This window comes from Streptomyces sp. 1-11, assembly GCF_007176755.1.
Lineage (GTDB): Bacteria > Actinomycetota > Actinomycetes > Streptomycetales > Streptomycetaceae > Streptomyces.
In genome coordinates, this window is sequence record NZ_BJTV01000009.1 from 32,363 (window position 1) to 57,328 (window position 24,966).

At 74.6% G+C, this 24,966-nt stretch carries 23 protein-coding genes; 12 read left to right on the plus strand and 11 right to left on the minus strand.

Annotation, left to right across the window (positions count from 1 at the left end):
• The first annotated feature begins 32 nt into the window (after positions 1-32).
• Complete coding sequence (locus TNCT1_RS20190) at positions 33-1,562, plus strand: PucR family transcriptional regulator (RefSeq protein WP_143634109.1); 1,530 nt, start codon at positions 33-35, stop codon at positions 1,560-1,562.
• A 132-nt stretch (positions 1,563-1,694) separates the two neighbouring features.
• On the opposite strand, the gene TNCT1_RS20195 is transcribed toward TNCT1_RS20190, so the two are convergent.
• Entirely contained in the window at positions 1,695-2,162 is a 468-nt protein-coding gene (locus TNCT1_RS20195) for a hypothetical protein (RefSeq protein WP_143634111.1), read from the minus strand.
• Between the two features lie 298 nt (positions 2,163-2,460).
• Between TNCT1_RS20195 and TNCT1_RS20200 the strand changes: the two genes are divergently transcribed.
• Entirely contained in the window at positions 2,461-3,810 is a 1,350-nt protein-coding gene (locus TNCT1_RS20200; protein ID WP_143634113.1) for a transaminase, read from the plus strand.
• A 20-nt stretch (positions 3,811-3,830) separates the two neighbouring features.
• Positions 3,831-4,271, plus strand: a complete 441-nt coding sequence (locus TNCT1_RS20205) for an Lrp/AsnC family transcriptional regulator (RefSeq protein ID WP_143634115.1) — start codon at positions 3,831-3,833, stop codon at positions 4,269-4,271.
• A 33-nt stretch (positions 4,272-4,304) separates the two neighbouring features.
• Here the strand turns inward: TNCT1_RS20205 and TNCT1_RS20210 are convergent, their stop codons facing one another.
• The 7 genes from TNCT1_RS20210 to TNCT1_RS20240 form a co-directional block, all read right to left on the minus strand.
• Positions 4,305-5,411, minus strand: coding sequence for a PP2C family protein-serine/threonine phosphatase (locus TNCT1_RS20210; protein WP_143634117.1), 1,107 nt, complete (start codon positions 5,409-5,411; stop codon positions 4,305-4,307).
• A 222-nt stretch (positions 5,412-5,633) separates the two neighbouring features.
• Entirely contained in the window at positions 5,634-6,524 is an 891-nt protein-coding gene (locus tag TNCT1_RS20215; RefSeq protein WP_143634584.1) for a Gfo/Idh/MocA family protein, read from the minus strand.
• A gap of 35 nt (positions 6,525-6,559) precedes the next feature.
• Positions 6,560-7,543: an ATP-grasp ribosomal peptide maturase gene (gene tgmB, locus TNCT1_RS20220; RefSeq protein WP_143634119.1), complete on the minus strand. Its 984-nt coding sequence runs from the start codon at positions 7,541-7,543 to the stop codon at positions 6,560-6,562.
• Positions 7,544-7,560: 17 nt separating this feature from the next.
• Positions 7,561-7,752 (minus strand): putative ATP-grasp-modified RiPP, encoded by a 192-nt coding sequence (gene tgmA / locus TNCT1_RS20225; RefSeq protein ID WP_143634121.1) that lies wholly within the window; start codon positions 7,750-7,752, stop codon positions 7,561-7,563.
• A gap of 155 nt (positions 7,753-7,907) precedes the next feature.
• Positions 7,908-8,798: a fructosamine kinase family protein gene (locus tag TNCT1_RS20230; protein WP_174266368.1), complete on the minus strand. Its 891-nt coding sequence runs from the start codon at positions 8,796-8,798 to the stop codon at positions 7,908-7,910.
• Positions 8,799-8,935: 137 nt separating this feature from the next.
• Positions 8,936-10,708 carry an MOSC and FAD-binding oxidoreductase domain-containing protein gene (locus TNCT1_RS20235; protein WP_143634123.1) on the minus strand — a complete coding sequence of 591 codons (1,773 nt, stop codon included), beginning with the start codon at positions 10,706-10,708 and terminating at the stop codon, positions 8,936-8,938.
• A gap of 396 nt (positions 10,709-11,104) precedes the next feature.
• Complete coding sequence (locus TNCT1_RS20240) at positions 11,105-12,163, minus strand: hypothetical protein (RefSeq protein ID WP_216856666.1); 1,059 nt, start codon at positions 12,161-12,163, stop codon at positions 11,105-11,107.
• A gap of 346 nt (positions 12,164-12,509) precedes the next feature.
• Between TNCT1_RS20240 and TNCT1_RS20245 the strand changes: the two genes are divergently transcribed.
• Together TNCT1_RS20245 and TNCT1_RS20250 are read left to right on the plus strand one after the other, a co-directional pair.
• Positions 12,510-13,178 (plus strand): hypothetical protein, encoded by a 669-nt coding sequence (locus TNCT1_RS20245; RefSeq protein WP_143634125.1) that lies wholly within the window; start codon positions 12,510-12,512, stop codon positions 13,176-13,178.
• A 119-nt stretch (positions 13,179-13,297) separates the two neighbouring features.
• The gene (locus TNCT1_RS20250; RefSeq protein ID WP_143634127.1) at positions 13,298-14,023 is read left to right on the plus strand and encodes a class F sortase; all 726 of its coding nucleotides are present in this window, start codon (positions 13,298-13,300) and stop codon (positions 14,021-14,023) included.
• Here TNCT1_RS20250 and TNCT1_RS20255 read toward each other — a convergent pair.
• Positions 14,011-15,219 (minus strand): GDSL-type esterase/lipase family protein, encoded by a 1,209-nt coding sequence (locus tag TNCT1_RS20255; protein ID WP_143634130.1) that lies wholly within the window; start codon positions 15,217-15,219, stop codon positions 14,011-14,013. The two genes, TNCT1_RS20250 and TNCT1_RS20255, sit on opposite strands and share 13 nt — an antisense overlap.
• A gap of 40 nt (positions 15,220-15,259) precedes the next feature.
• A complete protein-coding gene (locus TNCT1_RS20260) occupies positions 15,260-15,829 on the minus strand; it encodes a TetR/AcrR family transcriptional regulator (RefSeq protein WP_143634132.1) in 570 nt (189 codons plus the stop codon).
• A 214-nt stretch (positions 15,830-16,043) separates the two neighbouring features.
• On the opposite strand from TNCT1_RS20260, the gene TNCT1_RS20265 reads away from it, so the two are divergent.
• The gene (locus TNCT1_RS20265) at positions 16,044-16,997 is read left to right on the plus strand and encodes a LysR family transcriptional regulator (protein ID WP_143634134.1); all 954 of its coding nucleotides are present in this window, start codon (positions 16,044-16,046) and stop codon (positions 16,995-16,997) included.
• Positions 16,998-17,364: 367 nt separating this feature from the next.
• Here TNCT1_RS20265 and TNCT1_RS20270 read toward each other — a convergent pair whose 3' ends face one another.
• Positions 17,365-18,819: a glyceraldehyde-3-phosphate dehydrogenase gene (locus TNCT1_RS20270; protein WP_143634135.1), complete on the minus strand. Its 1,455-nt coding sequence runs from the start codon at positions 18,817-18,819 to the stop codon at positions 17,365-17,367.
• A 166-nt stretch (positions 18,820-18,985) separates the two neighbouring features.
• Between TNCT1_RS20270 and TNCT1_RS20275 the strand changes: the two genes are divergently transcribed.
• From TNCT1_RS20275 to selA, 6 genes are all read left to right on the plus strand, one after another.
• Positions 18,986-20,194: a glycosyltransferase family 39 protein gene (locus TNCT1_RS20275; RefSeq protein WP_160160415.1), complete on the plus strand. Its 1,209-nt coding sequence runs from the start codon at positions 18,986-18,988 to the stop codon at positions 20,192-20,194.
• Positions 20,195-20,272: 78 nt separating this feature from the next.
• Positions 20,273-20,965 (plus strand): alpha/beta fold hydrolase, encoded by a 693-nt coding sequence (locus TNCT1_RS20280; protein ID WP_143634138.1) that lies wholly within the window; start codon positions 20,273-20,275, stop codon positions 20,963-20,965.
• 89 nt (positions 20,966-21,054) lie between these two features.
• The gene (locus TNCT1_RS20285) at positions 21,055-21,375 is read left to right on the plus strand and encodes a hypothetical protein (RefSeq protein WP_143634141.1); all 321 of its coding nucleotides are present in this window, start codon (positions 21,055-21,057) and stop codon (positions 21,373-21,375) included.
• Positions 21,376-21,475: 100 nt separating this feature from the next.
• Complete coding sequence (locus TNCT1_RS20290; protein ID WP_143634145.1) at positions 21,476-22,354, plus strand: PP2C family protein-serine/threonine phosphatase; 879 nt, start codon at positions 21,476-21,478, stop codon at positions 22,352-22,354.
• Between the two features lie 60 nt (positions 22,355-22,414).
• Positions 22,415-23,422 (plus strand): MASE1 domain-containing protein, encoded by a 1,008-nt coding sequence (locus TNCT1_RS20295; RefSeq protein WP_143634147.1) that lies wholly within the window; start codon positions 22,415-22,417, stop codon positions 23,420-23,422.
• Positions 23,423-23,526: 104 nt separating this feature from the next.
• A complete protein-coding gene (selA, locus tag TNCT1_RS20300) occupies positions 23,527-24,966 on the plus strand; it encodes an L-seryl-tRNA(Sec) selenium transferase (RefSeq protein WP_143634151.1) in 1,440 nt (479 codons plus the stop codon).

Below are 24,966 nucleotides of genomic sequence, written 5' to 3' on the forward strand. Positions count from 1 at the left end.
GAGGTCAACGCGAGAACGAGGAGGGGCACGAGGTGGCCGGCCGAGCCGACGAGGGCCCCCGCGACGAAGAGCCGCACACCGCGGACTGGGCGGAACAGCTCCTCGACCACCTGCGCCCCGCCGCCCGTGACCCGCACCGGGTAGCCGGCTGGCTCGGGCGGGTCCTGCGGGCGCGGGTGTGCCTCCAGGACGCCGACGGCGGGCTCCTCGCGGGCGAGCCGCTGCCCCTGGACGGCGCCGTGCTCGCCGACATGGGCGGCGGCCGGATCTCCGCGGCCGCCCTGGACGACGGCGAGCACCACGTGCGCATGGTCGCGGTACGCCACCGCGAGCAGGGGCCGGCCGCCGTACTGGCCGTATCCCGCCGGGACCCCTTCGACCGGCGGGCCGCCGAACTCGTGACGCGCGCCGCCGGCGTGCTCGAACTCCTGCTGCGGCACCGGGAACTGACCCGTGCCGGAAACCGGCTGCGCCGGGCCACGGCCGATCTGCGGCTCGCCATCCTGCAGTTGCTGATGGTCGAGGACATCGTCTCCGCCCGCAGGGTCGCCGCGGGCCTGTGGCCGGGCCTGCTGGAGGCGGACACCGCCCGGGTGTACGTGGTCGAGGTCGCCCCCGCCGAACGGGACGCGCTCGCGGACGCCTGCGCCGACGCCACCCGCGGCCGGGCGCTCGTCGTGCGCTGCCCCGCGATGGACGGCCATGTCATCGTCGTCAGCCCCGAGCCCACGGCGGGGCAGCGGCTGCGGTCCCTGCTCGACGGCCGGCCCGGCACCTTCCTCGGCGGCAGCCTGCGCCAAGGGCTCGCCCACACCGCCACCGCCTACGGCCAGGCCGTCAGCGCCCTCGCCGTCGCCCGCTTCCGCCCCGACCAGTCGGCCGTCTACGCCGAACGCACCCACCCCGAGCGGCTCATGGACCCGGCCGCGCTGGGCGCCTGGTCCGCCGCGGTGCTGCGCCCCCTCGACACGCTGCCCCACCACACCCGCGCCGAGCTCCTCGCCACCACCCGGCTCGGTCTTGAGTTCACCGCGGTGAGCGCGGCCAAGGTGCTCGGCGTCAGCCGCAACACCGTCCGCGCCCGCATGGACCGCGTGGAGACGCTGACCGGCACGGACTTCTCCGGTCTCACCACCCGGGCCGCCGTCCGGCTCGCGCTCGACTCGGAGGCGGCGCGCGGGCCGTACGACCCCGGCGGCACGCAGCCGGACCCGCCGGGCGGCGTCCGGTTCGGCGACCTGCTCGCCCCGCCGGCGCTGCGCGGCTGGGCAGCGGACCTCCTGGGCCGCCTCGACGGCGACGGCCGCGATCTGCGCCGCACCCTGCGCGCCTGGCTCGCCGCCGACGCCAACGCCGAACGCGCGGCACGGGAGCTCGGGGTCCACGCGCAGACCGTGCGCGAACACGTTCGGGCCGCCGAACCCGTGCTGGAACGCCAGTTGCTGGCCGGCGGCGGCGACCTGTACGAGGTCGTCCTCGCCCACCTGGCCACCGGCGCCCTCACCGTTCCCGGCCTCGGCGGGGCGAACCGGGGTCAACCGGACTCGGCTGTGCACGAGTGAGTCCCCGGCGCCGCGGGACGGGCACGGACGCGGTACCCGTCGCCGGCTCCCGCGCGTAACGTCGGAGGTCCGCGGGGCACGACCGGCACGGGGGACCGGTCGGTGCCCCGCTCCCGTTCCCGCGGACAGGCCCTACCGCCCGCACAGCGGGGCGGTGACCGCCAGCAGGCCGTTGGCCTGCCGCAGCGCCGCCTCCAGGGTGCCGGGCGTGTGCAGCGCACCGGTGCCGTCCGGCGGAACCAGCCACTCCAGTGAACGGGCGGCCCGGTACGGCGGTGGTACGGCGACCCAGGACCCCTTGGCCGCGTACCGCAGCCCGGCGCCGACCCAGCCGCCGGCCGGATCGGGCGGCAGGAAGAACCCGACCCGCCCGGCGGCGGTGTCCACCAGGGTGGGGCCGGGCACGGGCAGCGCGGGCCGCCACAGCAGGTCGAGGGTGAGCAGGCCGAGCCGGTCGGGCACGCTCAGCACGTCCCAGAAGCGGCCCGCCTCCAGGACCGAGATGCCGTCGCCGTGGTCCCACTGCCACTTGCAGGCGCGCGGATCGGCCGCCGCCGCGGCGAGCCACTCCACGCCCCGCATCCACATCGCGTTCCTCATGCACTGCTCCGGGTGCTCCGCGCTCGACCGCCCCCGGCGCGGGAAACGGTCATGACCGGGCACTCGGCGCGTCCGCACGTCAACCCGGCATATGCATGCTCGTAGATATTTCTATCCGGCGGAAGGGGTGGCGCGGCCTGGCGTTTGACGGGGCTGCTCGGCCATCCCCCTGCCGCATCACCACCCGACGGCAGAATCGATTGCCGCGACGCTCGATTCGAGCGTCAGGCCTTGCTGAAGGTGTGTTTCCGGTCGTACGCTCACGCTGTTCCGTCGCCCAGCTCGTACGAGGTACTTCATGGACCGCACGCGTCTGCACGCCCTCCTGGCCCGCGAGAGCGCCGAGGCCGAACGCCGCAACCCGCGCTCACGGGCCGCCTACGCCGGAGCCGACCACCTCTTCGGCCGGGTCCCGATGACCTGGATGAACAAGACCGCCGGCGCCTTCCCCCGCTACCTCGCCGGGGCGCGCGGGGCCAGGGTCACCGACGTGGACGGGCACGAGTACATCGACTTCTGCCTCGGAGACACGGGCGCCATGGCCGGTCACTCGCCGGCCCCGGTCACGGAGGCGGTCCAGCACCGGTACGCGACGCTGGGCGGGGCCACCGCCATGCTGCCCACGGAGGACGCCGAGTGGGTCGGCGCCGAGCTGACCCGCCGCTTCGGCCTGGCCCGCTGGAGCTTCTCGCTGACCGCGACCGACGCCAACCGGTGGGCGATCCGGCTCGCCCGGGCCGTCACCGGACGCCCGAAGATCCTGGTCAACAGCTACTGCTACCACGGCAGCGTCGACGAGTCGCTGATCGTCGTCGGTCCCGACGGCCGGGGCACGGACCGCCCCGGCAACGTCGGCGCGCCGTGCGACGTCACCCTGACCAGCCGGGTCGCCGAGTTCAACGACCTGGAGGGGCTGGAGCGCGAGCTGGCCCACGGCGACGTCGCCGCCGTCCTCATGGAACCCGCGCTCACCAACATCGGCATCGTGCTGCCCGAGCCCGGCTACCTCGCCGGCGTCCGCGAGCTGACCCGGCGCCACGGGGTGCTGCTGATCAACGACGAGACCCACACCTTCTCCGCCGGCCCGGGCGGCTGCACGGCCGCCTGGGGCCTCGAACCCGACCTGCTGACCATCGGCAAGGCGATCGGCGGCGGCATCCCGGCCGGCGCGTACGGCCTGTCCGCCGAGCTGGCCGACCGGCTGCTGGGCCGCGACGACCTCGACCTGGTGGACATGGGCGGCGTCGGCGGCACCCTCGCCGGGAACGCCCTGTCGGTCGCCGCGACCCGCGCCACTCTGGAGCACGTGCTCACCGACGAGGCCTTCGCCCGTATGACGGCGCTCTGCGAACGCTTCGAGGCGGGCGTCCGGGCCGGCATCGAGGCCCACCGGCTGCCGTGGTCGGTCAGCCGGCTCGGCGCCCGCACCGAGTACCGTTTCGCCGCACCGGCGCCCCGCACCGGCACCGAGTCCGCGGGCGCCGCCGACCCGGAGCTGGAGGACTTCCTGCACCTGTACCTCGCCAACCGGGGCATCCTGCTGACCCCGTTCCACAACATGGCGCTCATGTGCCCCGACACCACCGAGCAGGACGTCGACACCCACACCGAGGTCTTCGCTGCGGCCCTGGCCGAACTGGCGGAGTGAGAGAGGACGGCCGGCACCCGATGGACGAGATCGACCGCGCCATCCTGCGCGAGCTGCAGACCGACGGCCGCATCGCCTACGCCGACCTCGGCCCGAAGGTCGGCCTGTCCGCCTCGGCGGCCCGGCAGCGACTGCAGCGCCTGCTGGACTCCAAGGCGGTCCAGGTCGTCGGCGTCACCGACCCGATGGCCATGGGCGGGCAGGCGATGGCCCTGCTCGGCATCGGCGTCGACGGCGACCCGCGCACCGTCGCCGACGCGCTCGCCGCCCGCCCCGAGGTGGTCTACTCGGTGCTCACCTCGGGCGGCTTCGACCTGTTCGCCGAGGTGGTCGCGCCCGGCCCCAAGGACCTGCTGGACTTCGTCAACGACGTGGTCCGGCCCGTCGAGGGTGTCCGCGAGATCCAGTCCTTCCCGTACTTCGGGATCCACACCCACCGGTTCCTGTGGGACGTGGGCTGACCGGCGCGACGCTGCACGGCGCCGCCCGGCCGGTCAGGCGGGCGGACGCCGGGGCGTCAGCACCAGCATGGTGACGTCGTCGCGTACCTCGTAGCCCAGCCGGGCCAGGTCCGCCCACACCGCGCCGGGCAGTTCGGCCTCGCCGGCGCCGGCGAGACGGGCGAGCCGCTCGGGCAGCGGATAAAAGGCGCCCGAGGCGTTCCGCGCCTCCCACACCCCGTCCGAGGCCAGCAGCAGCCGGTCACCCGTCGCGAGGACGAGCGTGACCTCCTTCGGCGGATCCAGACCGACCAGCCCGATGCCCAGCGGCGGCCCGGGGGTCACCGTCACCTCGCGGGCCTGTCCGGCGTGCAGCAGCACGGGCGGCGGATGACCGCAGGCCAGCACCCGCACGGCGCCGCCGTCACCGGTGAACTCCAGCAGCACGGCGGTGGCGAACAGCTCCGTCTGCCCGTCGCCCGCCGAGTCGACCGCGAGCCTGCGGTCCATCCGGGCCGCGACCCCCTCGAGGCCGGGCTGGTCGAGAGCCGCCTCCCGGAACGCGCCCATCAGCGACACCACCGTCGCCATCGCCGCCAGGCCGTGCCCCCGTACGTCGCCCATCACCGCGCGGACCCCGCCGGGGCCGTCCCGCACGTCGAAGAAGTCACCGCCCACCAGCGTCCCGTCCTGCGCGGCCCGGTAGAAGCCGGCGCACCCGATCCGCCCGACCCGCTCCGGCAGCGGCGGCATCACCGCCCGCTGCACGGCCTCCCCGATCGCCCGCTCCACGGCGAGCTGGGCGTCCCGGTGACTGCGCACATAGGACACGAACACGCTCAGCAGGGCGACGAAGACGATGGTGAGCAGGTCGGTGTTGCCGGGGCGGTTCAGGTGCGTGGCAGGCACGTTCAGCACCACCACCACCGCGCCGCCGAGCGCGGCTGTGGCCCACGGCCCGTACGACAGGACCGCGAGCGGCGGGATGGCGCCCAGCAGGAACCCGACATCCCGCGCCTTCGGCGTGGCGAGCGTGGCCGCGGTCACCACCACCAGCAGCACCACCGGCAGCATCCGCACCCAGCGCGGCGGCGGCGCACCCCGCAGCCAGCCACGGTCCTCCACGTCCCGACGCGACGCCCCGCCGCGCACCGAAGTCACGTTCCCACGCTACGCCGCCCCCGGGGCCCCCACCTCCCTCCGCGACCACGCACCGGCCGCGCCGCCCCAGCGGGTCGAACCGCCACCACCGACCCGCCGCATCCCGCGACCACCGCATCCCGGGACCACCGGCCCACCGCACCCCACGACCACCGCATCCCGCGACCACCGGCCCGCCGCATCCCGCGACCATCGGCCCACCGCATACGACGGCCCCGGTGGCTAGTCGGGGAGCGGGTCGGTCAGGCGGGACTCGGCCGAGGCGAGGATCTCGGTGACGCGGAGGCCGAAGGCGGCGTCGCAGGGGTGGGGGCGGCCGGTGCGGGCCGCGGTGATCAGGGCGTCGGCGGCGCGGGCGAGGGCGGGGACCGCGCCCTCGGAGCTCCTCGGCAGCACCGCCGCCCCGGCCTCGCCGCGCAGTTCGAGGTCGGCCCCGGCCGCCGCGGGCGGGGCCGACAGGCTCAGGGTGAGCGTGCTCGTCGCGCTCGTCGCGTGTTCGAGGACCAGGTGCACGGTGCCGGCGGGGCCGTGCGCCGCGGCCGCCACCTGCCGGACATCGCCGAGCACCGGCAGCAGCAGGGAGAGCGCGTGCGGTCCCACGTCCCACAGTGCGCCCTTCTCCCGCCGCCAGGGAGAGTTCGCGAACGGGCTGTCACCGGTGAACACCGCCCCCAGCCACTGCCCGTGCGCGGTGAACCAGCCCGCCGTGGCGGCCTGCTCCTCGATCCACGCCTCCGGCTCCTTCTGGAAGCGGGTGGTGAAGAACACCACGGAGGCGACCCGGGCCCGCTCCGCCGCCTCGACGACGGCGCGCCCCGCGGCCACCCCCGCCGCCAGCGGCTTGTCCAGCAGCAGATGGCGGCCCGCCCGCGCGGCCCGCACCGCCAGCTCCGCCTGCACGGACGGGGGCAGCGCCAGCGCGACCGCGTCCACGTCGGCGAGCAGCGCGTCCACGTCGTCGTACGCCCGCACGCCGTACCGGTCCGCGAGCCCCGCCGCCGCCTCCGGGCGGCGGCCCCACACCCCGGCGAAGTCCAGGCCGGGGTGCCCGGCGAGGGCCGGGGCGTGGGCCGCCTCGGCCCAGGGGCCCGTTCCGAGCAGTCCTATGCGCATGTTGTCCTCCATCCTCCGGACCGTACTCCGCGCCGTCACGGCGCTGCGTCCCGGTCACCGCCCGGGTCCGGCGCCGCCGTCCCGCCCCCGCCCGCCAGCCACCGCGCGATGCTCTCGGCGATCGGCTGGCCGGTGTCCATCTCGACGAAGCCGAACTGGCCCGACTGGTTGCACTCCAGGAACCACCAGATCCCGTCCCCGTCCTCGGCGAAGTCGAAGGCGCCGTAAGCGAGTTCGGCGTCCTTCATATAGCGGTGGACGGCCTCGGCGACCCGCGGCGGCACGTCCGCCGGCAGCCACGGCGAGACCGACGGCGCGAAGCGCACGTCCACGTCGTCGGGGTGGCCGTCGGGATCGGCAGGCTTGCGCGCGGCGAGCAGCCGGTCGCCGACGACGGTGAGCCGGATGTCGGCCCGCTTGGGTATCCGCCGCTGCAGCAGCGTCGGGCCGAAGGCGACGGCCGTGAAGTCGGCGTCCGGCGCGACCCGGCTGGTGGGCACCGCCCGGGGCGGTTCCTGCGGGTGCGCGCCGGAGACCGGCTTGACCACCAGGTCCGGGAAGCGCTCGGCGAACTCCCGGGCCGCCTGCGGAAACGTCGTGATCAGCGTCGCCGGCACGGCCAGGCCGCAGACCTGCGCGAGCCGCAGCTGCCACGGCTTGTGCCGGGCGCGGTGGGCCGCGTCCGGATGGTTCATCCAGCGTGCGCCGGTGGAGCGCAGCATGCCGTACAGCGCCTGGGCCGATTCCTCCGTCAGCCAGGCGGACGGCTGGGCGGCACGGGCGGCCGCGTCCCCGGGCCTGCGCACCCAGACGGAGCGCAGGCCGTCCATGCTCACCAGGCGCCCGCCGACGGACAGGTGCCCGCGACTGGCGCCGTGCACGAACTCGCCCGACAGGGAGACCCCGTTGGTGAGGTCGGCGGGGTCCAGCCGGACCACCGGCACGCCGGCCTCGCCCAGCCGGAGCACCACCATGTCCGCCGTCACGTCCTCTTCACTGGTCAGGATGAGCACGGTCATCTTCCGTGGGCCCGCGGTCAGTCGTCGAAGTGCGTCTTGGACCCCGCGGTTGAGGTCGTCGTCCCCAGCGCTCTCAGCGTGGCGTGGTCGGCGGCGGCGATCCGCCCGTCCGGGAGGACGTTCAACTGCAGTCCGGAGTCGTACGCGTACGGTGTGGTGACGTCCAACTGCACAGCGGGGCGCGCGTAGTTGAGCGTGAACGGTTGCATTGGTCTCTCCCTGATTCGGCTTTCACGTCCTTATACGAATCGAACGGGTGATTGGTTTCCTCACGCTCCGTAACCACGGTCAGGAGCAGGGCCGTTCGCGGGCATCAGCTACTAGGACGCCGGCCGGGGCCGCGAGGCTGCGCCCCGCCGCCGATTCATCCGGCCAGGGCCCCGCGCGCCGCGGCGACGGCCTGTCCGGCGTACCCGCGTCCGAACAGCACCACGTGCACCAGCAACGGGAAGAGCTGGTGCAGGGCGATCCGCTCCCGCCATCCGTCCGCCAGGGGCGCGGCCTCCGTGTAGCCGGCCAGCACCCGGTCCAGCCGGGGGCAGCCGAACAGCCGGAGCATCGCCAGGTCGGTCTCGCGGTGCCCGCCGTGCGCGGCCGGGTCGATGAGCCGTACCTCCCCGTCCGCGCCCCACAGCACATTGCCGTTCCACAGGTCGCCGTGCAGCCGGGCGGGCGGCTCGGCCGGCCCCGCCAGTTCCGGCAGCCGCGCGCTGACCCGCTCGATCACCGCGGCCTCCTCGTGCCGCAGGCCGCCGGCGTCGACCGCGGCACGCAGGTACGGCAGCACCCGCTGCCCGGCATACCACTCCGGCCAGTGGGCCGCCGGCGTGTTGCGCATGGGCGCGGCGCCGATGTACGCCTCCTCGGGCCCGCCGGGCGGCGGCGCGCCGAAAGCGGGCGCTCCGGCGGCGTGCAGGGCGGCCAGGGCGCGGCCGAAACGCAGCGCCGCCTCGTCGTCCGGCCGCCCGGCCGGCACCCGCTCGGTGACCATCCACCGCTCGTCGTGGCCGAGCACCGCAGGCACCCGCACCGCGCCCGCCTCGTCCAGCCAGCGCAGCCCGGCCACCTCGGCGCGCACGGCGCCAGGGGCGTCACCGCGCTTGACCATCACCACCGTCCCGCCCTCGAGCGTGACCTCGGCCGGCGACCCGGACCCCGCCCGCGCCGCCGTGACCCGGCGCCCGGTGAGCCGGGACACCACCCGCCCTGGATCCTCGTCTCGGTCGACCACCGACTCAGCGTACGGCCGCCGCATGAGGCTCTTCCGAGGACACTTCGGCCGTTGTACCGGCGGTTTCAGCCGCCTTCGAGGCTCCGGCGGCCGTCGGCGCCGGGTGCGCTCGCCCAGTCTCCTCCCGCCGGCAAGGCCTGCCCGTGCGGGGCGGGCAGGTGTCAGAGGTCCAGGACGACGTCCTGCGCGGGTCTGCTGCAGCAGATGAGGATGTTGCCCTCGCCCGGCGGCTCGACCGGGTCCGGGGAGTAGTCGACGGCCCCGGACATCATGGCCAGCTCACAGGTGTGGCAGACGCCGGTGCGGCACGACCACTGGACCGGGACGTCGCATGCTTCCGCGAGTTCCAGCAGGGAGCTCCGGTCGTCGTTCCAGGCGACGGTCAGCCCGCTGCGGGCGAAGGAGACGGAGGGACCGGTGCCGGGCGCGCCTTCCGGCTGGTGTGGCGCCCTCGCGGCGGGCGCGCTCTTGATCCCCGGAGTGAGGGAGGGGCCGCCGCTGAAGTTCTCGGTGTGCACGTGGGACGGCCGCAGGCCCGCCTTGACCAGCGCGTCGGTCATGCTGTCCATGAACGCCGCCGGCCCGCAGACGCAGGCGTCGGCATCGGCGGGCAGGCCCAGACCGAGGATCCGCTCGCTGGAGATGCGGCCCTCTTCCGAGTAGTCCCTGCCGCGCTGGTCGGCTCGGTCGGGCCTGCTGTAGTAGACGACGGAGCGTGCGTCGGCCAGGAGTGCCACCAGGTCACGTACCTCCTGGGCGAAGGGATGCTCACGGCCGTTGCGGGCGGCGTGCAGCCACCACACCTGTCTGCCGGGGGAGGCGTCCGCCAGTGCGTGCAGCATGGCCAGCACGGGAGTCGCCCCGATGCCGGCGGACACCAGCACGACCGGCGTGTCACCCCTGGGCAGGCAGAAGGTGCCGCGCGGTGCGGCGAACTCCAGGCTGTCCCCGGTCCGGACGTGCGCGCGCACGTAGGTGCTCGCCAGGCCGTGTGGTTCCACCTTCACGCTGATCCGGTACGTGCCCGTACCGGGCCGGCCCGACAGCGAGTAGCTGCGGATCAGGGACGTCCCGTCTTCGGCGGTGCGCACCTTCACGGTCAGGAACTGTCCAGGCAGCGCGGCGGGCAGGGCGGAGCCGTCAGCCGCGGCCAGACTCAGGGAGATCACGTTCTCGCTCTCGGGGCGGACGTCCGTGACGGTCAGCGGACGGAAGCCGCGCCACGCCGGAGGCGGGACGCCGGCCGCGACGGTGAGGCCGGCGCTGCCGGACGACGCGGTCGCGCCCTTGCCGGCCTGTTCGAGCAGGTCGCGCATCGAGCCCTGCCAGCCCGGGCTGAGAGCCGGTATGCGCAGTGCGCGGCGTACCTGGTCGGGAGTGTGCCCGGAGAGGTAGAGGACGGAATCGATCTCCTCGACGGTCATGGCTTCCGGGCCTGTGGAGACCTTGACGATCTGCTGCCCCGCCTCCACCTCGCCCTCTTCGATGACACGCAGGTAGAAGCCGGGCCGGTGGTGGGCGACCAGCAGCGCCGCCATGCGCGGTTCGTTCAGCCGCATGCCGACTCGGTAGCAGGTCACCCGTGGCTGCGAGACCTCCAGAAGGGCTCCGCCGATCCGGTACCGGTCGCCGATGCACACTTCGTCGTCGGCGAGCCCGTCGACCGTGAAGTTCTCCCCGAAGCTGCCCGGCGTCAGGTCGTCCCGGCCCAGTTCCTCGGACCAGAAGCGGTACGAGTCGAGCTGGTAGACCAGCACGGCCCGCATTTCCCCGCCGTGTCCGCCCAGGTCGCCCTGACCGTCTCCGTCGATGTTCAGCCGTCTCACCATCCGCGGCCCGGACACGGGCTGTTTGTGCACCCCGGTGTACACGGTCCTGCCGTGCCAGGAGACGTCCTTGGGCATCCCTACGTTGACTGAGATCAAGGTGGCCACCGCTCACCCTCCTCGTCCTCGGCGGCCGGTCACGCGGCCGAGGAATCCGTGGATGTAATCGCTTATGGCGTCCAGGTGCGTCGCCAGGGCGAAATTCCCCGCATTGGCACCTGGCTGGTGCGGAAGTACTCAGGGAGGGCACCGGGGAGAAATGCTGAATGGAAATTCACCTTTTCTCCTGTGCCAGCCGAATTGTTCGATTTCACCCTACCTGACCGCCGACGAGAGCCACCTCCGCTCTGAATGGCAGCCCTCCCTCTACCAACTCGGCCCGGAAGGCGCCCACACAGCACTGGAGCGGGGGTCGACCAGCCCTACGACTCCTACCAGTTGCTCGAACTGCGGGCTCGAGGTGAGGGCGGTCTGACCGTCCCGGCGCTCAGCCGACCATGGCGGTCATGACAAGGGCCCTCCGGGCGTCCGCAGCGTCACGGGCCCACCCCCGTGACGGGGCCGGCGTGGCAGGACCCCGAACCGTCCCACGGCGTTGCCGAGCAGTTCGGTGAACCACACGCCGCCGTCGGGGCCCGCGGTGACGCGGAACGGCACTCCGTCGGCGCCGCCGGGCACCGGGAACGAGGTGATCGTGCCGGCCGGGTCGATCCGTGCGATCCGGCCGGCCTGGTCGGCGTACCACACCCGGCCGTCGGGCCCGCGCGTGACGCCGGCCGGGCCGCTGTCCGGCTCGGGCGGCCGGAACCAGGTGAGCCGCCCGGATGGGTCGATCCGGCCGACCGGGTCCCGGCCGGACGCGGTGAACCACATGCCGCCGGGCCCGGCGACGATCGCGTCGGGGAAACCGGCCTCGCGGGGGAGCGGGAACTCGGTGATCCGCCCGGTGACGCCGATCCGCCCGATCCTGCCGCCGGCCGCCTCGGTGAACCACAGCGCGCCGTCGGCGCCGGCCGCGATGGAGCGCACGGAGGCGTCCCGGGTCGGCACCGGGTACTCGGTGATCCGGCCGGCGGTGGTGATCCGGCCGATCCGGTTGCCGTTCTGCTCGGTGAACCACAGGGCGCCGTCCGGCCCGGGCGCGATGCCCGCCGGGAAGCCGTCCGGCGTTGGCACCGGGAACCGCGTCAGCCGGCCGGCGGTGGTGATCCGGCCGATCCGGTTCGCCCTCGCCTCGGTGAACCACAGCGCCCGGTCGGGGCCGGCCGTGATGTCGAGGGGAAGGCTGTCCGGGCCCGAGGCGGGGAAGTCGGTGACCTCGCCCCCGGTGCTCACCCGCCCGATGCGGCCGGTCCCCGACCCGGCGAACCACAGCGCCCCGTCCGGTCCCGCGGTGATGCCGGCCGGGAACGTGCCGGCGGTGGTCGTGATCGGATGCACCGTCACCTCGCCCACGTCGGCCCGGGCCGGCGCCGCGACCGCGGCGGCCCCGGTCAGCGCGCCCAGCGCGGCCGCGAGGAAGCGGTGGGCCGGTCGCCGGGCGGCCGGGGTGACGCGGGGCATGGCGTGGCCCCCTTCTCGGGGGACCGGGAAACGGCGGCCCCGCCGTCATGTGATGGGTCGTCGGGTCACCGACATGCATGCCACCGCCGCCGTGGCCCGGATCGGCCCGGAAGGGGGACGGCGGTGCCGGACCCGGCGGGCCGGCCTGCCCGCGGCCGGGTGACGCGCACTGCCCCGGACGGGGGGTGCTCCGGCGTGTCGCTGGGACAGACGGGTGGCTCGATGACCCGGCTGGGCCGCCCGGATGGTGCGCGGCAAGGGCCTGACTGACGGTGGTTCATGTCGAGGCCGGGTCCATTCAGCTGATGACGTATCCGCTGCCCGGTCACGGCGGAAGGACACCGATATGCGCTCTGCCCGCATTCTTCTCGCCACGGCGGCCGCCTCCGCCGCCCTGGCCTTCGCCACGCCCGGCGCCGCTCTGGCGGCCGCGGACGGCGGCGGCCGGGACGACTCCTCGTACAGCAGGGAGCACGACAGCGACTCCGACAGCGGCCACGACAAGGGTTCCGGCCGGGACCACGACAGGGGATCCGGCAAGGGTTCCGGCAAGGACTACGACAACGACTACAGCAGTGAGGACGACGGCGGCCGCCGCCACGGCGGTCCGCGCGGCGGAATGCACACGGGCGGCGGTGCGCTCGCCGCGGTCCGGGGCGGTGACGACTGGGGCTCGGGCGGCGACAGCAGGTTCGACCCCGAGACCTACCGGGACAAGGACAAGGGCGGCGGCAAGGAGGACGGCGGCCGGGACGGCGGCGGCAGGGAGGACGGCGGCCGGGACGGCGGCGGCAAGGAGGACGGCGGCCGGGACGGTGGCGGCAGGGAGGACGGCGGCCGGGAAGGTGGCGGCCGGGAAGGCGGCGAACACGGCAAGCCGCACGGCGGCATGCACACCGGAGGCGGCGCCCTCGCCTCCTCCGGGGTCACCGCGGGCGGTCTGGCCGTGCTCGCCGTAGGCGCCACCGGCCTGTACGCGATGCGCCGCAGGAAGGCCGCCGGGCCGGCGTCCTGACCGGCCACCTCTCCTCTCAGGGCCGCGACGCCGCCGGCGAGCCCCGCGCCGGCGGCCCGCGCCCCCCGAGGAGCCAGACCCGACGCCCGTGCTGCCGCGCCCGAATGAGGTGATGTCCGATGGCAGCAGACCCCTCTTCCCCGGACCCCTCCACCCCGGCGCCACCGGCCCCCGCCGGACAGGCACCGGCCGCTCAGGGCACCGGCCGCGGCGGGCGGCTGACCCTGTGGGGCGTGGCGATCGTCTTCATCGCCGTGAGCGTGTTCGGCGGCCACCACGGTGACGGCGACGTCCCGCAGGCGCCCGGCGGCACCACGGTGAGCGCCGGCGCGCCGGCCGGCACCGAAGAACCGGACCCGGAGCCCACCGGCACGGACCAGGCCGACCGCTCGCTGCCCCGCGCCACGCCGACCCGTCTGGTCATCCCGAGGATCTCCGTGGACGCCCCCTTCGTCCCCCTCGTGCTCGCCTCCAACGGTCAGCTCAAGCCGCCGCCGGCGGGCGACACCAACCTGGTCGGCTGGTACGCCGACGGCGTCACGCCCGGCGAGAAGGGCACCGCGATCCTCGCCGGTCACGTGGACACGGTGACGTCGGCGGCCGTCTTCGCCAACCTCTACGAGCTCCGGCGCGGCGACCGCTTCACCGTCGACCGGGCGGACGGGCGGAAGGCGGAGTTCGTCGTGTACGACACGGAGACCTTCGCCAAGGACGCCTTCCCCAGCGACCGCGTGTACGCCGACGCCGACCGCCCCGAGGTCCGGCTCATCACCTGCGCCGGGGACTACGACCACAAGGTCCGGGACTACAAGGACAACCTGGTCGTCTTCGCCTACCTGGCGTGAGGCGCCGGTCGGCCGGACCCTCGCCCGAGCGGGCCGCCGGGGGCGAGGGCGAGCTCGGCGAAGCGCTCGCCGATCCGGCGGTGGGCGGCGGCGTCCGGGTGGAGGCCGTCGGGCAGCGGCAGCTCGGCGAAGTCGGCCTCTCCGTACAGCTCGCGGCCGTCGAGGTAGTGCAGATGCGGGTCCTCGGCGGCCCGCTCCCGCACGATCCGGGCCAGCTCCTCCCGGATCACGCGCAGGGTGAGCTTGCCCTGCCCGACCTCCGCCGGGTCCCCGGCGGCACGGAACCGCAGCCGTCCCGAACTCAGGGCGGACAGGTCGGGCAGGCTCGGGCCCGGCGTGTCCTCGTGGATGGGGCACAGGACCGGCGAGACGACGAGCAGCGGAGTGCCGGGGTGCCCGTCCCGGACGGTGTCGAGGAAGCCGTGGACGGCCGGCCCGAAGGCACGCAGCCGCATCAGGTCCGTGTTGACCAGGTTGACGCCGAGCTTGACGCTGATCAGATCGGCGGGCGTGTCGCGCAGCGCGCGTGCGGTGAACGGATCGAGCAGGGCGCTGCCGCCGAGACCCAGGTTGATCAGCTCCACCCCGCCGAGCGAGGCGGCCAGCGCCGGCCAGGTGGTGGTGGGGGTCGCGGCGTCCGAACCGTGGCTGATCGAGCTGCCGTGGTGCAGCCACACCGCCCGGCCCCGGTCGGGCGCCGGTTCGACGGGCGCGTCGGTGCGCAGCGCGACCAGTTCGGTGGTCTCGTTGTGTGGCAGCCAGATCTCCACGTCCTTGACCTCGTCCGGCAGGCCGGTGAAGCGCACGGTGGCGACCGGACCGGGCCGCCGCTCGGTGGCGCCGGTGGCCATGTCGACCGTCAGGGTGTCCCCGCCGGCGGCGACGGCGCGGCCGGCCGGGCGTCCGTCCACGAGCAGGTCGTACACGCCGTCCGGGCGCGGCGGGGCGCCGGTGTAGACGCGCTTGGTGGGCAGGGTGTCGAGTTCGACGGCCGTGGCGCGGGTGCGCAGCACCAGCCGTACGCCGGAGGGCTGCGACTCCGCCATGTGAAGCTGCGGATCGGCGCACTGGGCCCGGGCCCGGGCGGGCAGCCGGTGCGGCAGCAGACCGCGCTCGGTGCGTTCCAGGTCGAGGGCGCCGCGCACGAGGGCGGCGGTGAGCGGGGTGGTGATCCAGTCGGACGGGGTGGAGGTCATCGCGGGAGCCTTGTCGTACTCGTCGTGGCGGGAGTGGGGTTCAGGGGGCCGGCCAGTCGCGCAGCAGCGCGTCGAGGGCGTCCAGGATCCGGGTCCAGGACTGCTGGGAGTCGGGGGCGCTGTGGCTGAAGCCGCCGGCCGCCTCCAGATCGACGTAGCCGTGGAACACGCTGCCGAGCAGCCGGACCGCGTGGGTCTGGTCCGGCTCCGTCAGGTCGTAGCCGCGCAGGATCGCCCGCGTCATCTGAGCGTGCCGGCCGCCGGCGCTCGCGGCGGCCGTCTCCGGGTCGAGCCGGAAGCGCGCCGCCTGGTAGCGGCCGGGGTGCTCGCGGGCGTAGTCGCGGTAGGCGTCCGCGAAGGCGCGCAGGGCGTCCTTGCCGGCCCGGCCGGCCAGCGCCTCGGCCGCCCGGTCGGCGAGTTCCTCGAGCGCGAGCAGGGCGATGCGCGTCTTCAGGTCCTGGGAGCTCTTCAGGTGCGAGTACAGGCTGGCCACCTTGACGTCGAAGCGCCGGGCCAGCGCCGACACCGTCACCTTCTCGAAGCCGGCCTCGTCGGCCAGTTCCGCCCCCGCCCGGACCAGACGCTCCGTGGTCAGACCTGCGCGCACCATCAGCTTCCTCCTCTGTGCCTGAAAAGATTATGAGCTTGCCTAATGCGTTTAGGCAAATGGGATAGGCCTGTGATCGAGCGCGGGCGTCGGCGGGCGCGGGTCGGGGGAGGTGGTGGGCGTCCCGGTCCGGCGGGGTGGACAATCGAGCGGGGCCGGGCGTGGACCGGCGCCGGCGGCGGGTCGGGTCGGGCCGGGGTGGGACGGGAGTGGGCCGATGGAGCTGGAGCTTCGGCACCTGCGGGTGCTGTGCGCGGTCGCGGACGCGGGCAGCGTGGGCCGCGCCGCCACGCAGCTCGGCTATTCGCAGCCCGCCGTCAGCACCCAGCTCCGGCGCATCGAGCGGCACCTGGGGGAGCCGCTCTTCGAGCGCGGGGCCGGCGGGGTGCGGCCCACCCCGTACGGCGCCGAGGTCGTCGCCCAGGCCCGGGACGTCCTGGCCCGCGCCGACGCCATCGGCCACCGGCCGCCCGCCGCCCGGCCGGCCCGGACCCTGCGCGTCGCCGCGACCAACTCGCCCATGCTCTCGGGCACCGTGTCCCGGGTCCGCACCCGGCTGCCGGACCTGTCCGTCGCCCTCACCAGCGTCTACGCCTCGTCGCGGATCGTGGAGCTGCTGGAGGAGGGAGCGGTCGACGCGGCCATAGCCGCCGACTACCCGGGCCGGGAACTGGCGCACTCGCCCGCCGTGCGCCACCGGGGCATCGTCACCGAGCCGACGTTCGTCGCGCTGCCCGCGCGGCACCGCCTGCGCCAGAGCGCCCAGGTGCAGCTCGCCGACCTGGCCGAGGACCCGTGGTTCGTCACCCCGGACGACGGGGCCGGCTGGCCCGGGGTGTTCTACGACGCCTGCGCCGCGGCCGGGTTCACACCCGTCACCGTGCACGAGTTCCTCGGCGACCAGACGCAGCTGCAGAGCATGATCGCCGACGGGCTCGGCGTGTCCCTGGTGCAGCCCACCCTGCGCCCGATCCCGCACGTCGCCGTGAAGCCGCTGGCGGGGTCACCGCTGTGGTGCCGCTATGTGCTGGCCTGGCGCCCCGAGGCGGTCGGGGACGACACGGTGGAGGTGCTGATGCAGTCGGCCACCGGCGCCTATCGCGAACTCGTCGCGGGGGCACCGCACTTGAGGGCCTGGGCCGCACGCACCTGGAGCGTCGCCGGGGCCTAGGTGTATTGACCTGAAGCGTTGTTCACACGGCTGATCGGTGGGTGGCCGCCGTGATCAATACACCTAGCGTCGGGGCGGGGCGGGTGCCGCACCGAGGCACCGGGGGGTCATGGGCGCGCGGCGCCATGTGCCGCGCCACACGCGGTCGCCGCTCGGGGGCGGGCGCGGTGCGCTGGGACTGCTTCCGCACCTGGAAACCCCCGTGGAGGCGCGCCGGCACTGCTCCCGCACCTGGACACGCCCGTGGAGGCGCGCCGGGACTTCTTCCGCGCCTGGAAAACCCTGGAGGCGCGCCGGCTCACCGCGTGCGTTGCGGGCCGGGCACGTGTGCCCGGCCCGCGGCGGTCCGAACGCGAGCGCCCGGGCGTCAGACAGCCGTCGCCGGGTACGTCGGGTACTCCACGCCCGAGACGTGCTGGACGACCCGCACGACCTGGCAGGAGTAGCCGAACTCGTTGTCGTACCAGAGGTACAGGATCGCGTTGTCGCCTTCGACCTTGAGCGCGCCGGCGTCCACGATCGAGGCGTGGCGGGAGCCGATGAAGTCGCTGGAGACCGCGTCGGGCGCCGTGGTGAAGTCGATCTGGCGCTTGAGCGGCGAGGTCAGCGACACCTCCCGCAGGTAGTCGTGGACGTCCTCGCGGGTGGTCTCGCGGGCGAGCTGAAGGTTGAGGATCGCGATCGACACGTCCGGCACCGGGACGCGGATCGAGCTGCCGGTGATCGGCGCCTTGAGGTCGGGCAGCGCCTTCGCCACGGCGGAGGCGGCACCGGTCTCGGTGATCACCATGTTGAGCGGCGCGGAGCGGCCGCGGCGCTCGGCCTTGTGGTAGTTGTCCAGCAGGTTCTGGTCGTTGGTGAACGAGTGCACGGTCTCCACGTGGCCGCGCAGCACGCCGTACTCGTCGTCCATGGCCTTCAGCGGCGGGACGATCGCGTTGGTGGTGCAGGACGCGCAGGACAGGATCTGCTCGTCGGGCTTGATGGTGTCGTGGTTGACGCCGTGCACGATGTTCGGGACGTCGCCCTTGCCGGGCGCGGTCAGCACGACCTTGTCGATGCCGGGGCGCAGGTGCTTGGACAGGCCCTCGCGGTCGCGCCACTTGCCGGTGTTGTCGATGAGGATGGCGTCCCGGATGCCGTACTTGGTGTAGTCGACCTGCGACGGGTCGTCGGCGTAGATGACCTTGATCGCGTTGCCGTTGGCCACGATCGTGCTGCCGGCCTCGTCCACCGTGATGGTGCCCTGGAACTGGCCGTGGATGGAGTCGCGGCGCAGCAGCGAGGCGCGCTTGACGAGATCCTCGGCGGCACGGCCGCCGCCGCCGCGCACGACGATGGCGCGCAGCCGCAGACCGTTGCCGGAGCCGGCCTTCTCGATCAGCAGCCGGGCGACGAGGCGGCCGATGCGGCCGAAGCCGTACAGGACGACGTCGCGCGGCTCGCGGCGCTCGATCTTGTCGGCGCCGGTGGCGCCGGCGACCGCCTCCGCGGTGAACTCCGCCACGCTCAGCCCGCGGTCGTCGGCCTTGTAGGTGGCGGCCAGCATGCCGAGGTCGATCTGGGAGGGCCCGAGGTCGAGGGTGGTCAAGGCCTGGAGGAACGGCATGGTCTCGGTGACCGACAGCTCCTCGCCGGCTATCTGCCGGGCGAAGCGGTGCGTCTTCAGGATGCTGACCACCGACTTGTTCACCAGGGAGCGGCTGTGCAGCAGGACGGTCACGTCCCGCTCGCGGTGCAGCTTTCCGATGATCGGGATCATGGACTCCGCGATTTCCTCGCGGTGCATCCAGTTGGTGAACGAGTCGTCGTTGACAGTCACAGATCTATCTTTCGAGCTAGGCAGCGCTCATATGGTAACCACACCCTACTTCGATCCTTCCGCGGCCCCGGAGGGGGCCCTCCACGGTTCCTGAATCAGGGTGGAACAGGCCGGGACACGCGGGTCGCGCGTTGCACGCGCGTACCGGGATGACCAAGGTCGGGGCGTGAGCACGTCTTCCGTTCCCCGGCCCGAGCCGGCCCCGCCGTCCGGTCCCGTCCGCGGAACGCGGCTGCCCCTGGCGGTCCGGCACCGGATGCCCGAGGGCGCCCCCGCCGCCCTCGCGCTGTTCGCGGCGGTCAGGCTGGCCGGGATCCTCCTCGTGATCACCGCCGATCACGTCGCCGGGCGCCCCCTGACCAGGAGCCTGGCCCACTCCTGGGACTCCCGCTGGTACCTGCACATCGCCGCCCACGGCTACGGGCGCCTGATCTGGATCAGTCCGGCCGGTGCCCTGCAGACCGACTGGGCCTTCTTCCCGCTGTACCCGTGGCTGGTGCGGGCCGCGCACACGGTGCTGCCGTGCACCCCCGGGCAGGCCGCGCTGATGGTGGCCTGGACCGCCGCCGGCGTGGCCGCGTACGGCCTCTACCTGATCGGTCACCGTCTCTACGGCCGCACCACGGCCACCGCCCTGGTCGCCCTGTGGGCCGTCCTGCCGCATTCCGTCGAGCTGACCATCGCCTACACCGAGTCCCTGTTCGCCGCGCTCGCGGTCTGGTCCCTGTACAGCGTGCTCAAGGGCCGCTGGCTGTGGGCCGGTTCGCTCGCCGCGCTGGCCGGACTGTCCCGGCCGACCGGGTTCGCCGTGGCCGCGGCCCTGGGCGTCACCGCCGCGCTCGAACTGCTGCGGCGGCGCGGCCGGGTGCCGCTCACCCTGTGGGCCGGCGCCCTCCTCGCCCCACTGGGCTGGCTCGGCTACGTGCTGTGGGTGGGCGCCCGGACCGGCGACCTGTTCCGGGGCTACTTCACGGTGCAGAGCGCCTGGGACTCGCGCTTCGACTTCGGCGCCGGCGCCGTGCGCTTCCTCCGGACGCTGTTCCGGCACGGCGGAGGCGTCGTCTACCCGGTCGCGCTGATGCTCGTGCTGACCGGCGTCGTGCTGTTCGGGCTGCTCTGCCTGGACCGGGCCCCGCTGGTCCTGGTGGTGTTCGCCGGGGTCCTGGTGCTGCTGGTGCTGTGCGGCTCGGGTTCCTTCTCGTCCAAGCCCCGCTTCCTGCTGCCGGCCTTCCCGCTGCTGATCCCGCCCGCCCGCGCCCTCGCCCGCACCTGGCGGGTGCGGCCCGCGCAGGCCCTGCTGGTGGGCGGCGCCCTGGCCGTCGTCTCCCTGCTGTACGGCGCCTACCTGACCGTGGTGGCGCACTCCCCGCTGTGAGCGGCGCCGCCGGCCCGGTGGATCGGCCGGCGGTTCGGTGGCAGGATCCTGCGGCGCCCGGACGAGAGAGGCCAGCCGATGAGACTGCACACCCGCGAGTGGGGGACCGGAGAGCGGATCGCGGTCCTGGTCCACGGGATCATGTCCGACCACCGGACCTGGCGCCGGGTCGCGCCGGTGCTCGCGCAGCGCGGCTACCGGGTCATCGGCGTCGACCTGCGCGGGCACGGCGCGAGCGGCCGGGGCGAGTACGGAGCCGGTCCGTGGGCGGACGACCTGGTGGAGACCCTGCCGGAGCGCCCCGAGCTGGCGATCGGCCACTCGCTCGGCGCCATGGCCCTCGCCCTCGCCGTGGAGCGGCTGGCGCCGAAGCGGGCCGTCTACTGCGATCCGGCGTGGGAGCTCGGCGGGCACGCGGTGTCGGCCGCCGCCCACTTCGCGGACTTCAAGCACGTCACCCGCACCGTGATCAGGGGTTTCAACCCGCGCTGGGAGGAGGCCGACGTGGACGTGGAGCTGGCGACCATCGCCGACTGGGACGCGGCGACCGCCCGGGCCCTGCCCGACACCTACGCCGTCAGCCGCACCCCGGCACGCCCGGTGGTGCCGTCGCTGGTGGTGCTGGCCGGCGCCGACAGCCTCGTACCGCCCGCGATGGAAGGCGAGCTGACGCGGCGGGGCTTCGAGGTGCGCAGGGTGCCGGGCGCCGGGCACACCCTGTACCGGGACGACTTCGAAGGGTTCATGACCGCCCTGGACGGATGGGTCTGATGCGCTCCGCCGCCGGCGCGGAGGGCGCGGCGCGCCGTGCGAAGCCCCGGAATCGGGGTAGGCGGGGTACGTCCGAGGAAAGGATCGTCATGACGACCTACGTCATCACCGTGCCCGGTACCTTCACGACGGGAGTCGGGGACGAGGCCCGTGCACGGCTGAGCAGGCAGCTCCGGCCGGCCGATCCGCACACCACGCGGATGGGCAGCACCGAGGACCTGGACGTGCTCAACGTCAACGAGGACAACACCTTCACCCTCCGTCTGACCGTCGAGGCCGACTCCGGGCCGCACGCCGAGGAGGAGGCCCGCCGGATGGCGGACTCCGCACTGCGCGGCGCGGGTCTGGACGAGCGGACGGCGCCGCTGGGACCCGCCGTCGTCACGGGCATCGACTCCGAGGTCCGCTGACGGTGCGGACCGGGCGGCGGCCCCTGCCCTGCGGCGAATCGCCATGAATGGGTAAAATTAGGCATTCTGCCCAAGGCTGCCGCCCAGCCGGATGTGATCGATGCCCCGCAAGCCCTCCACGGACGACGGCGACGAGCTGCTGGTCCGGCTCGGGATGCTCACCGCCCAGGCGCGCGAGCGCGCGGAACTGCAGCGCGCCCAGGTCGAACTGGCCATCGCCCTGCAGCGCGGCATGCTCCCGCCGGACCTGCCCACCGCGCCCGGCCTGCACCTGGCCGTGCGCTACACGCCCGCGTGCCACGGCCTCAACGTGGGCGGCGACTGGTACGACGCCTTCGTCCTGCCCGACGGCCGCGTCGGGTTGTCCATCGGCGACGTGCAGGGCCACAACATCGAGGCCGCAGCCTTCATGGGCCAGGCGCGGACCGCGCTGCGGGCCCTGGCCTCCGTCAGCACCGAGCCCGGCGAGGTCCTCGCCCGGACCAACGGACTGCTGCTCTCACTCGGCATAGAGCTCTTCGCCACCTGCACCTTCATGCGGCTCGACCCGGTCACCGGCGTCATGGAGAGCGCGCGGGCCGGCCACACACCCTGCGTCTGGGCCACGGCGGACGGCAAGGCGGGAGTCGCCGACGACGAGGGCGGCCCCCCGCTCGGCATCCAGCACGGCGCGGCGTACCCGGTGACCCGGCACCGGCTCACCACCGGCGGAGTGTTCGTACTGCTCACCGACGGCGTGGTGGAGGGCCCGTCGCTGAACATCGAGGACGGCCTCGACCAGGTGGTCCGGCTCGCCGGCATCGCCGCCGTCGCCGGCCTTGAGGCCCGCGCGCTGGCCGCCGCGGTGATCAAGGGCGCAGAGAGCGTCGGCCACGAGGACGACGCCGCCGTACTGGTCGTCGGCCTCGACGGGCCCGGCGCGCACTGGCGGGACACGGTGGCCGGAGGGCCGCGGCGGCGGCCGGAGGTTCCGCCGTAAGGGCGGGACCGGACGGCTCTCGCCTCGCAGAGGGAGGGCCATCGGTGTGAGAGTGCTGCTGTGGTGCCTTACCAGGATCTGCGCCGGCCGGGCGGCTACACCGTCCAGCTCCTGACGGTCGCCGCCTGCTACTACGGGGCGGCGCGCCTCGGGCTCATGCGCCAACTGGCCGTCGAGGACGCCGTCGTCACGCCGATCTGGCCGCCCACCGGGGTGGCCGTCGCCGCCCTCCTCGTCCTCGGCCTCGGCTGCTGGCCCGCCATCACCGCCGGCGCGCTGTCCGCGGTGTGGTCCCTCGGCACCCCCGGCCCGGACGTGGTCGGCATCCTCTTCGGCCAGACGGCGGCGCCGGTGGCCGCGGTCCTGCTGCTGCGCCGGGCCCGCTTCCGCCCCGAGATCAGCCGGCTGCGCGACGGGCTCGCCCTGGTGTTCCTCGCCGCGCTCGCGGCCATGACGATCAGCGCGACCTTCGGCGTCGGAGTCCTCGTCCTCACCGGCAAACTGGCCCCGCACGGGTTCTGGGCGGTATGGCTGGCCTGGTGGGTGGGCGACGCCATGGGCGTCCTGATCGTCACCCCGTTCCTGCTGCTGCTGCGGCGCACCCGCTGGCCGCCGCCGCTGGGACGCTGGAAGGAGGCCACCGCGCTCGCCCTGGTGGCCTGCGCCATCGTGCCGCTGGCCGCGTACAGCTCGATCAGCCTGCTCTTCCTCGTCTATCCGCTGATCATCTGGGCCGCGCTGCGCTTCCAGCTCGTGGGCAGCATGCTGTGCGCCCTGCTCACCTCCGTGCTCGCCACCGTCGCGGCGACGGACGCGGTCGGCGCCTTCACGGGGCTGGACCGCATCGAGGTCATGGCGAAGCTCCAGGCCTTCAACGGGTCGATGGCGCTCACCGCGCTGCTGCTGTCCGCCGTGATCACCGAGCAGCGCAACACCCGGCGCTCCGTCGAACAGGCCTGCCGGGAACTGGTCGAGGTGCTGGCGCACCTCACCGCGGGCGACGCGCCTCCACCCCGGCCGCCCCCGCACGCTGGCGACCGACCGCGGGAACCCGGCGGCGGCCCGTGACACGGGTGGTCCCGCCCGGCGTGTCGAACGGCCGGGCAAGGGCACTGGGAGACGATGGACGATGCCCGCACGGGCACGGCAGGGGCCTGAGGAACAGGGGCGGCATGGAACGACGGGTGGCACCCGGCACGGACGACCGGGACCCGGACACGAGCGGACACGGCCCCGGCGTCCCGGCCGGTCCCCCCGGACGCCCGGACGCGCCCGCGCCGGCGGCGTCCGACGCGCCCCGCGGCGACGGCGCCGATGTGCGGCGCCGGATCCCGCGCACCGATGTGCTGCTGCGCGACCCGCTGCTCGCCGGGGCCGCGCGGCGGCTCGGGGACGACGTGGTCAAGGGGGTGATCCGGCGGGCGCAGGACCGCGCGCGGGAGGGCCGCATCGCCCCGGAGCGGGTCCTGGACACCGCCGTCGCCCTGCTCCCCGGCACGGCCGGCGGGCTCCGCCCGGTGATCAACGCGACCGGTGTCCTGCTGCACACCAACCTCGGCCGGGCGCCGCTGTCGCAGGCGGCCCGGCAGGCCGTGGCGGCGGCCGCCGGACCCACGGACGTCGAACTCGACCTGGCGACCGGCGTGCGGGCCCGGCGCGGCCGCTCCGCCCTGGCCGCCCTGGCCGCCCGCGTCCCCGACGCCGGCGGCGTGCACGTCGTCAACAACGGCGCCGCCGCGCTCGCGCTGGCCGCCACCGCCCTCGCGGCCGGCCGGGAGATCGTCGTCAGCCGGGGCGAGATGGTGGAGATCGGCGACGGCTTCCGCCTGCCCGACCTGCTCGTCTCCACCGGCGCCCGGCTCCGCGAGGTCGGCACCACCAACCGCACCACCGCCGCCGACTACGCCGCCGCGACGGGACCGGAGACCGGCTTCATCCTGAAGGTGCACCCCTCCAACTTCCGCGTCACCGGGTTCACCCGCGCCGCGGAGGTAGGCGAACTCGCCGGGCTCGGCGTGCCCGTGGTCGTCGACATCGGCTCCGGACTGCTCGCCCCGCACCCCGCCCTGCCCGAGGAACCGGACGCCGCGACGGCCCTGCGCGCCGGGGCCGCCCTGGTCACCGCGAGCGGCGACAAACTGCTCGGCGGCCCCCAGTGCGGCCTGCTGCTGGGCCGCACGGACCTGGTGGGCGCCCTGGCCCGGCACCCGCTGGCCCGCGCCCTGCGCGTCGACAAACTCACCCTGGCCGCCCTGGAGGCCACGCTCACCGGCCCGCCCACCCCCACCGCCGCCGCCCTCACCGCCGACCCGGACCGGCTCGGGGACCGCGCCGCCCGGCTGGCCGCCGCCCTGGCCGCCGACGGGATCGACGCGCGGGCCGTCGCCGGCACCGCCACGGTCGGCGGGGGAGGGGCGCCCGGAGTCACCCTGCCCAGCGCCGCGCTGTCGCTGCCCGAGCCGTACGCCGTGGCGCTGCGCACCGGCCGGGTGCCGGTGGTCGGCCGGCTGGAGGGCGGCCGCTGCCTGCTCGACCTGCGGGCCGTGCCACCGGAGGACGACGAACCGCTGGCCGGGGCCGTACGGGCGGCCCGCCCGGCCGCCGAGAGGTAG

Coding starts and splice junctions, on each gene's coding strand:
- TNCT1_RS20195 (WP_143634111.1), bottom strand. CDS start 2,162: ATGAGGAACGCGATGTGGATGCGGGGCGTGGAGTGGCTCGCCGCGGCG.
- TNCT1_RS20200 (WP_143634113.1), top strand. CDS start 2,461: ATGGACCGCACGCGTCTGCACGCCCTCCTGGCCCGCGAGAGCGCCGAG.
- TNCT1_RS20205 (WP_143634115.1), top strand. CDS start 3,831: ATGGACGAGATCGACCGCGCCATCCTGCGCGAGCTGCAGACCGACGGC.
- TNCT1_RS20215 (WP_143634584.1), bottom strand. CDS start 6,524: ATGCGCATAGGACTGCTCGGAACGGGCCCCTGGGCCGAGGCGGCCCAC.
- tgmB (WP_143634119.1), bottom strand. CDS start 7,543: ATGACCGTGCTCATCCTGACCAGTGAAGAGGACGTGACGGCGGACATG.
- tgmA (WP_143634121.1), bottom strand. CDS start 7,752: ATGCAACCGTTCACGCTCAACTACGCGCGCCCCGCTGTGCAGTTGGAC.
- TNCT1_RS20230 (WP_174266368.1), bottom strand. CDS start 8,798: ATGCGGCGGCCGTACGCTGAGTCGGTGGTCGACCGAGACGAGGATCCA.
- TNCT1_RS20240 (WP_216856666.1), bottom strand. CDS start 12,163: ATGCCCCGCGTCACCCCGGCCGCCCGGCGACCGGCCCACCGCTTCCTC.
- TNCT1_RS20245 (WP_143634125.1), top strand. CDS start 12,510: ATGCGCTCTGCCCGCATTCTTCTCGCCACGGCGGCCGCCTCCGCCGCC.
- TNCT1_RS20250 (WP_143634127.1), top strand. CDS start 13,298: ATGGCAGCAGACCCCTCTTCCCCGGACCCCTCCACCCCGGCGCCACCG.
- TNCT1_RS20255 (WP_143634130.1), bottom strand. CDS start 15,219: ATGACCTCCACCCCGTCCGACTGGATCACCACCCCGCTCACCGCCGCC.
- TNCT1_RS20260 (WP_143634132.1), bottom strand. CDS start 15,829: ATGGTGCGCGCAGGTCTGACCACGGAGCGTCTGGTCCGGGCGGGGGCG.
- TNCT1_RS20265 (WP_143634134.1), top strand. CDS start 16,044: ATGGAGCTGGAGCTTCGGCACCTGCGGGTGCTGTGCGCGGTCGCGGAC.
- TNCT1_RS20280 (WP_143634138.1), top strand. CDS start 20,273: ATGAGACTGCACACCCGCGAGTGGGGGACCGGAGAGCGGATCGCGGTC.
- TNCT1_RS20285 (WP_143634141.1), top strand. CDS start 21,055: ATGACGACCTACGTCATCACCGTGCCCGGTACCTTCACGACGGGAGTC.
- TNCT1_RS20290 (WP_143634145.1), top strand. CDS start 21,476: ATGCCCCGCAAGCCCTCCACGGACGACGGCGACGAGCTGCTGGTCCGG.
- selA (WP_143634151.1), top strand. CDS start 23,527: ATGGAACGACGGGTGGCACCCGGCACGGACGACCGGGACCCGGACACG.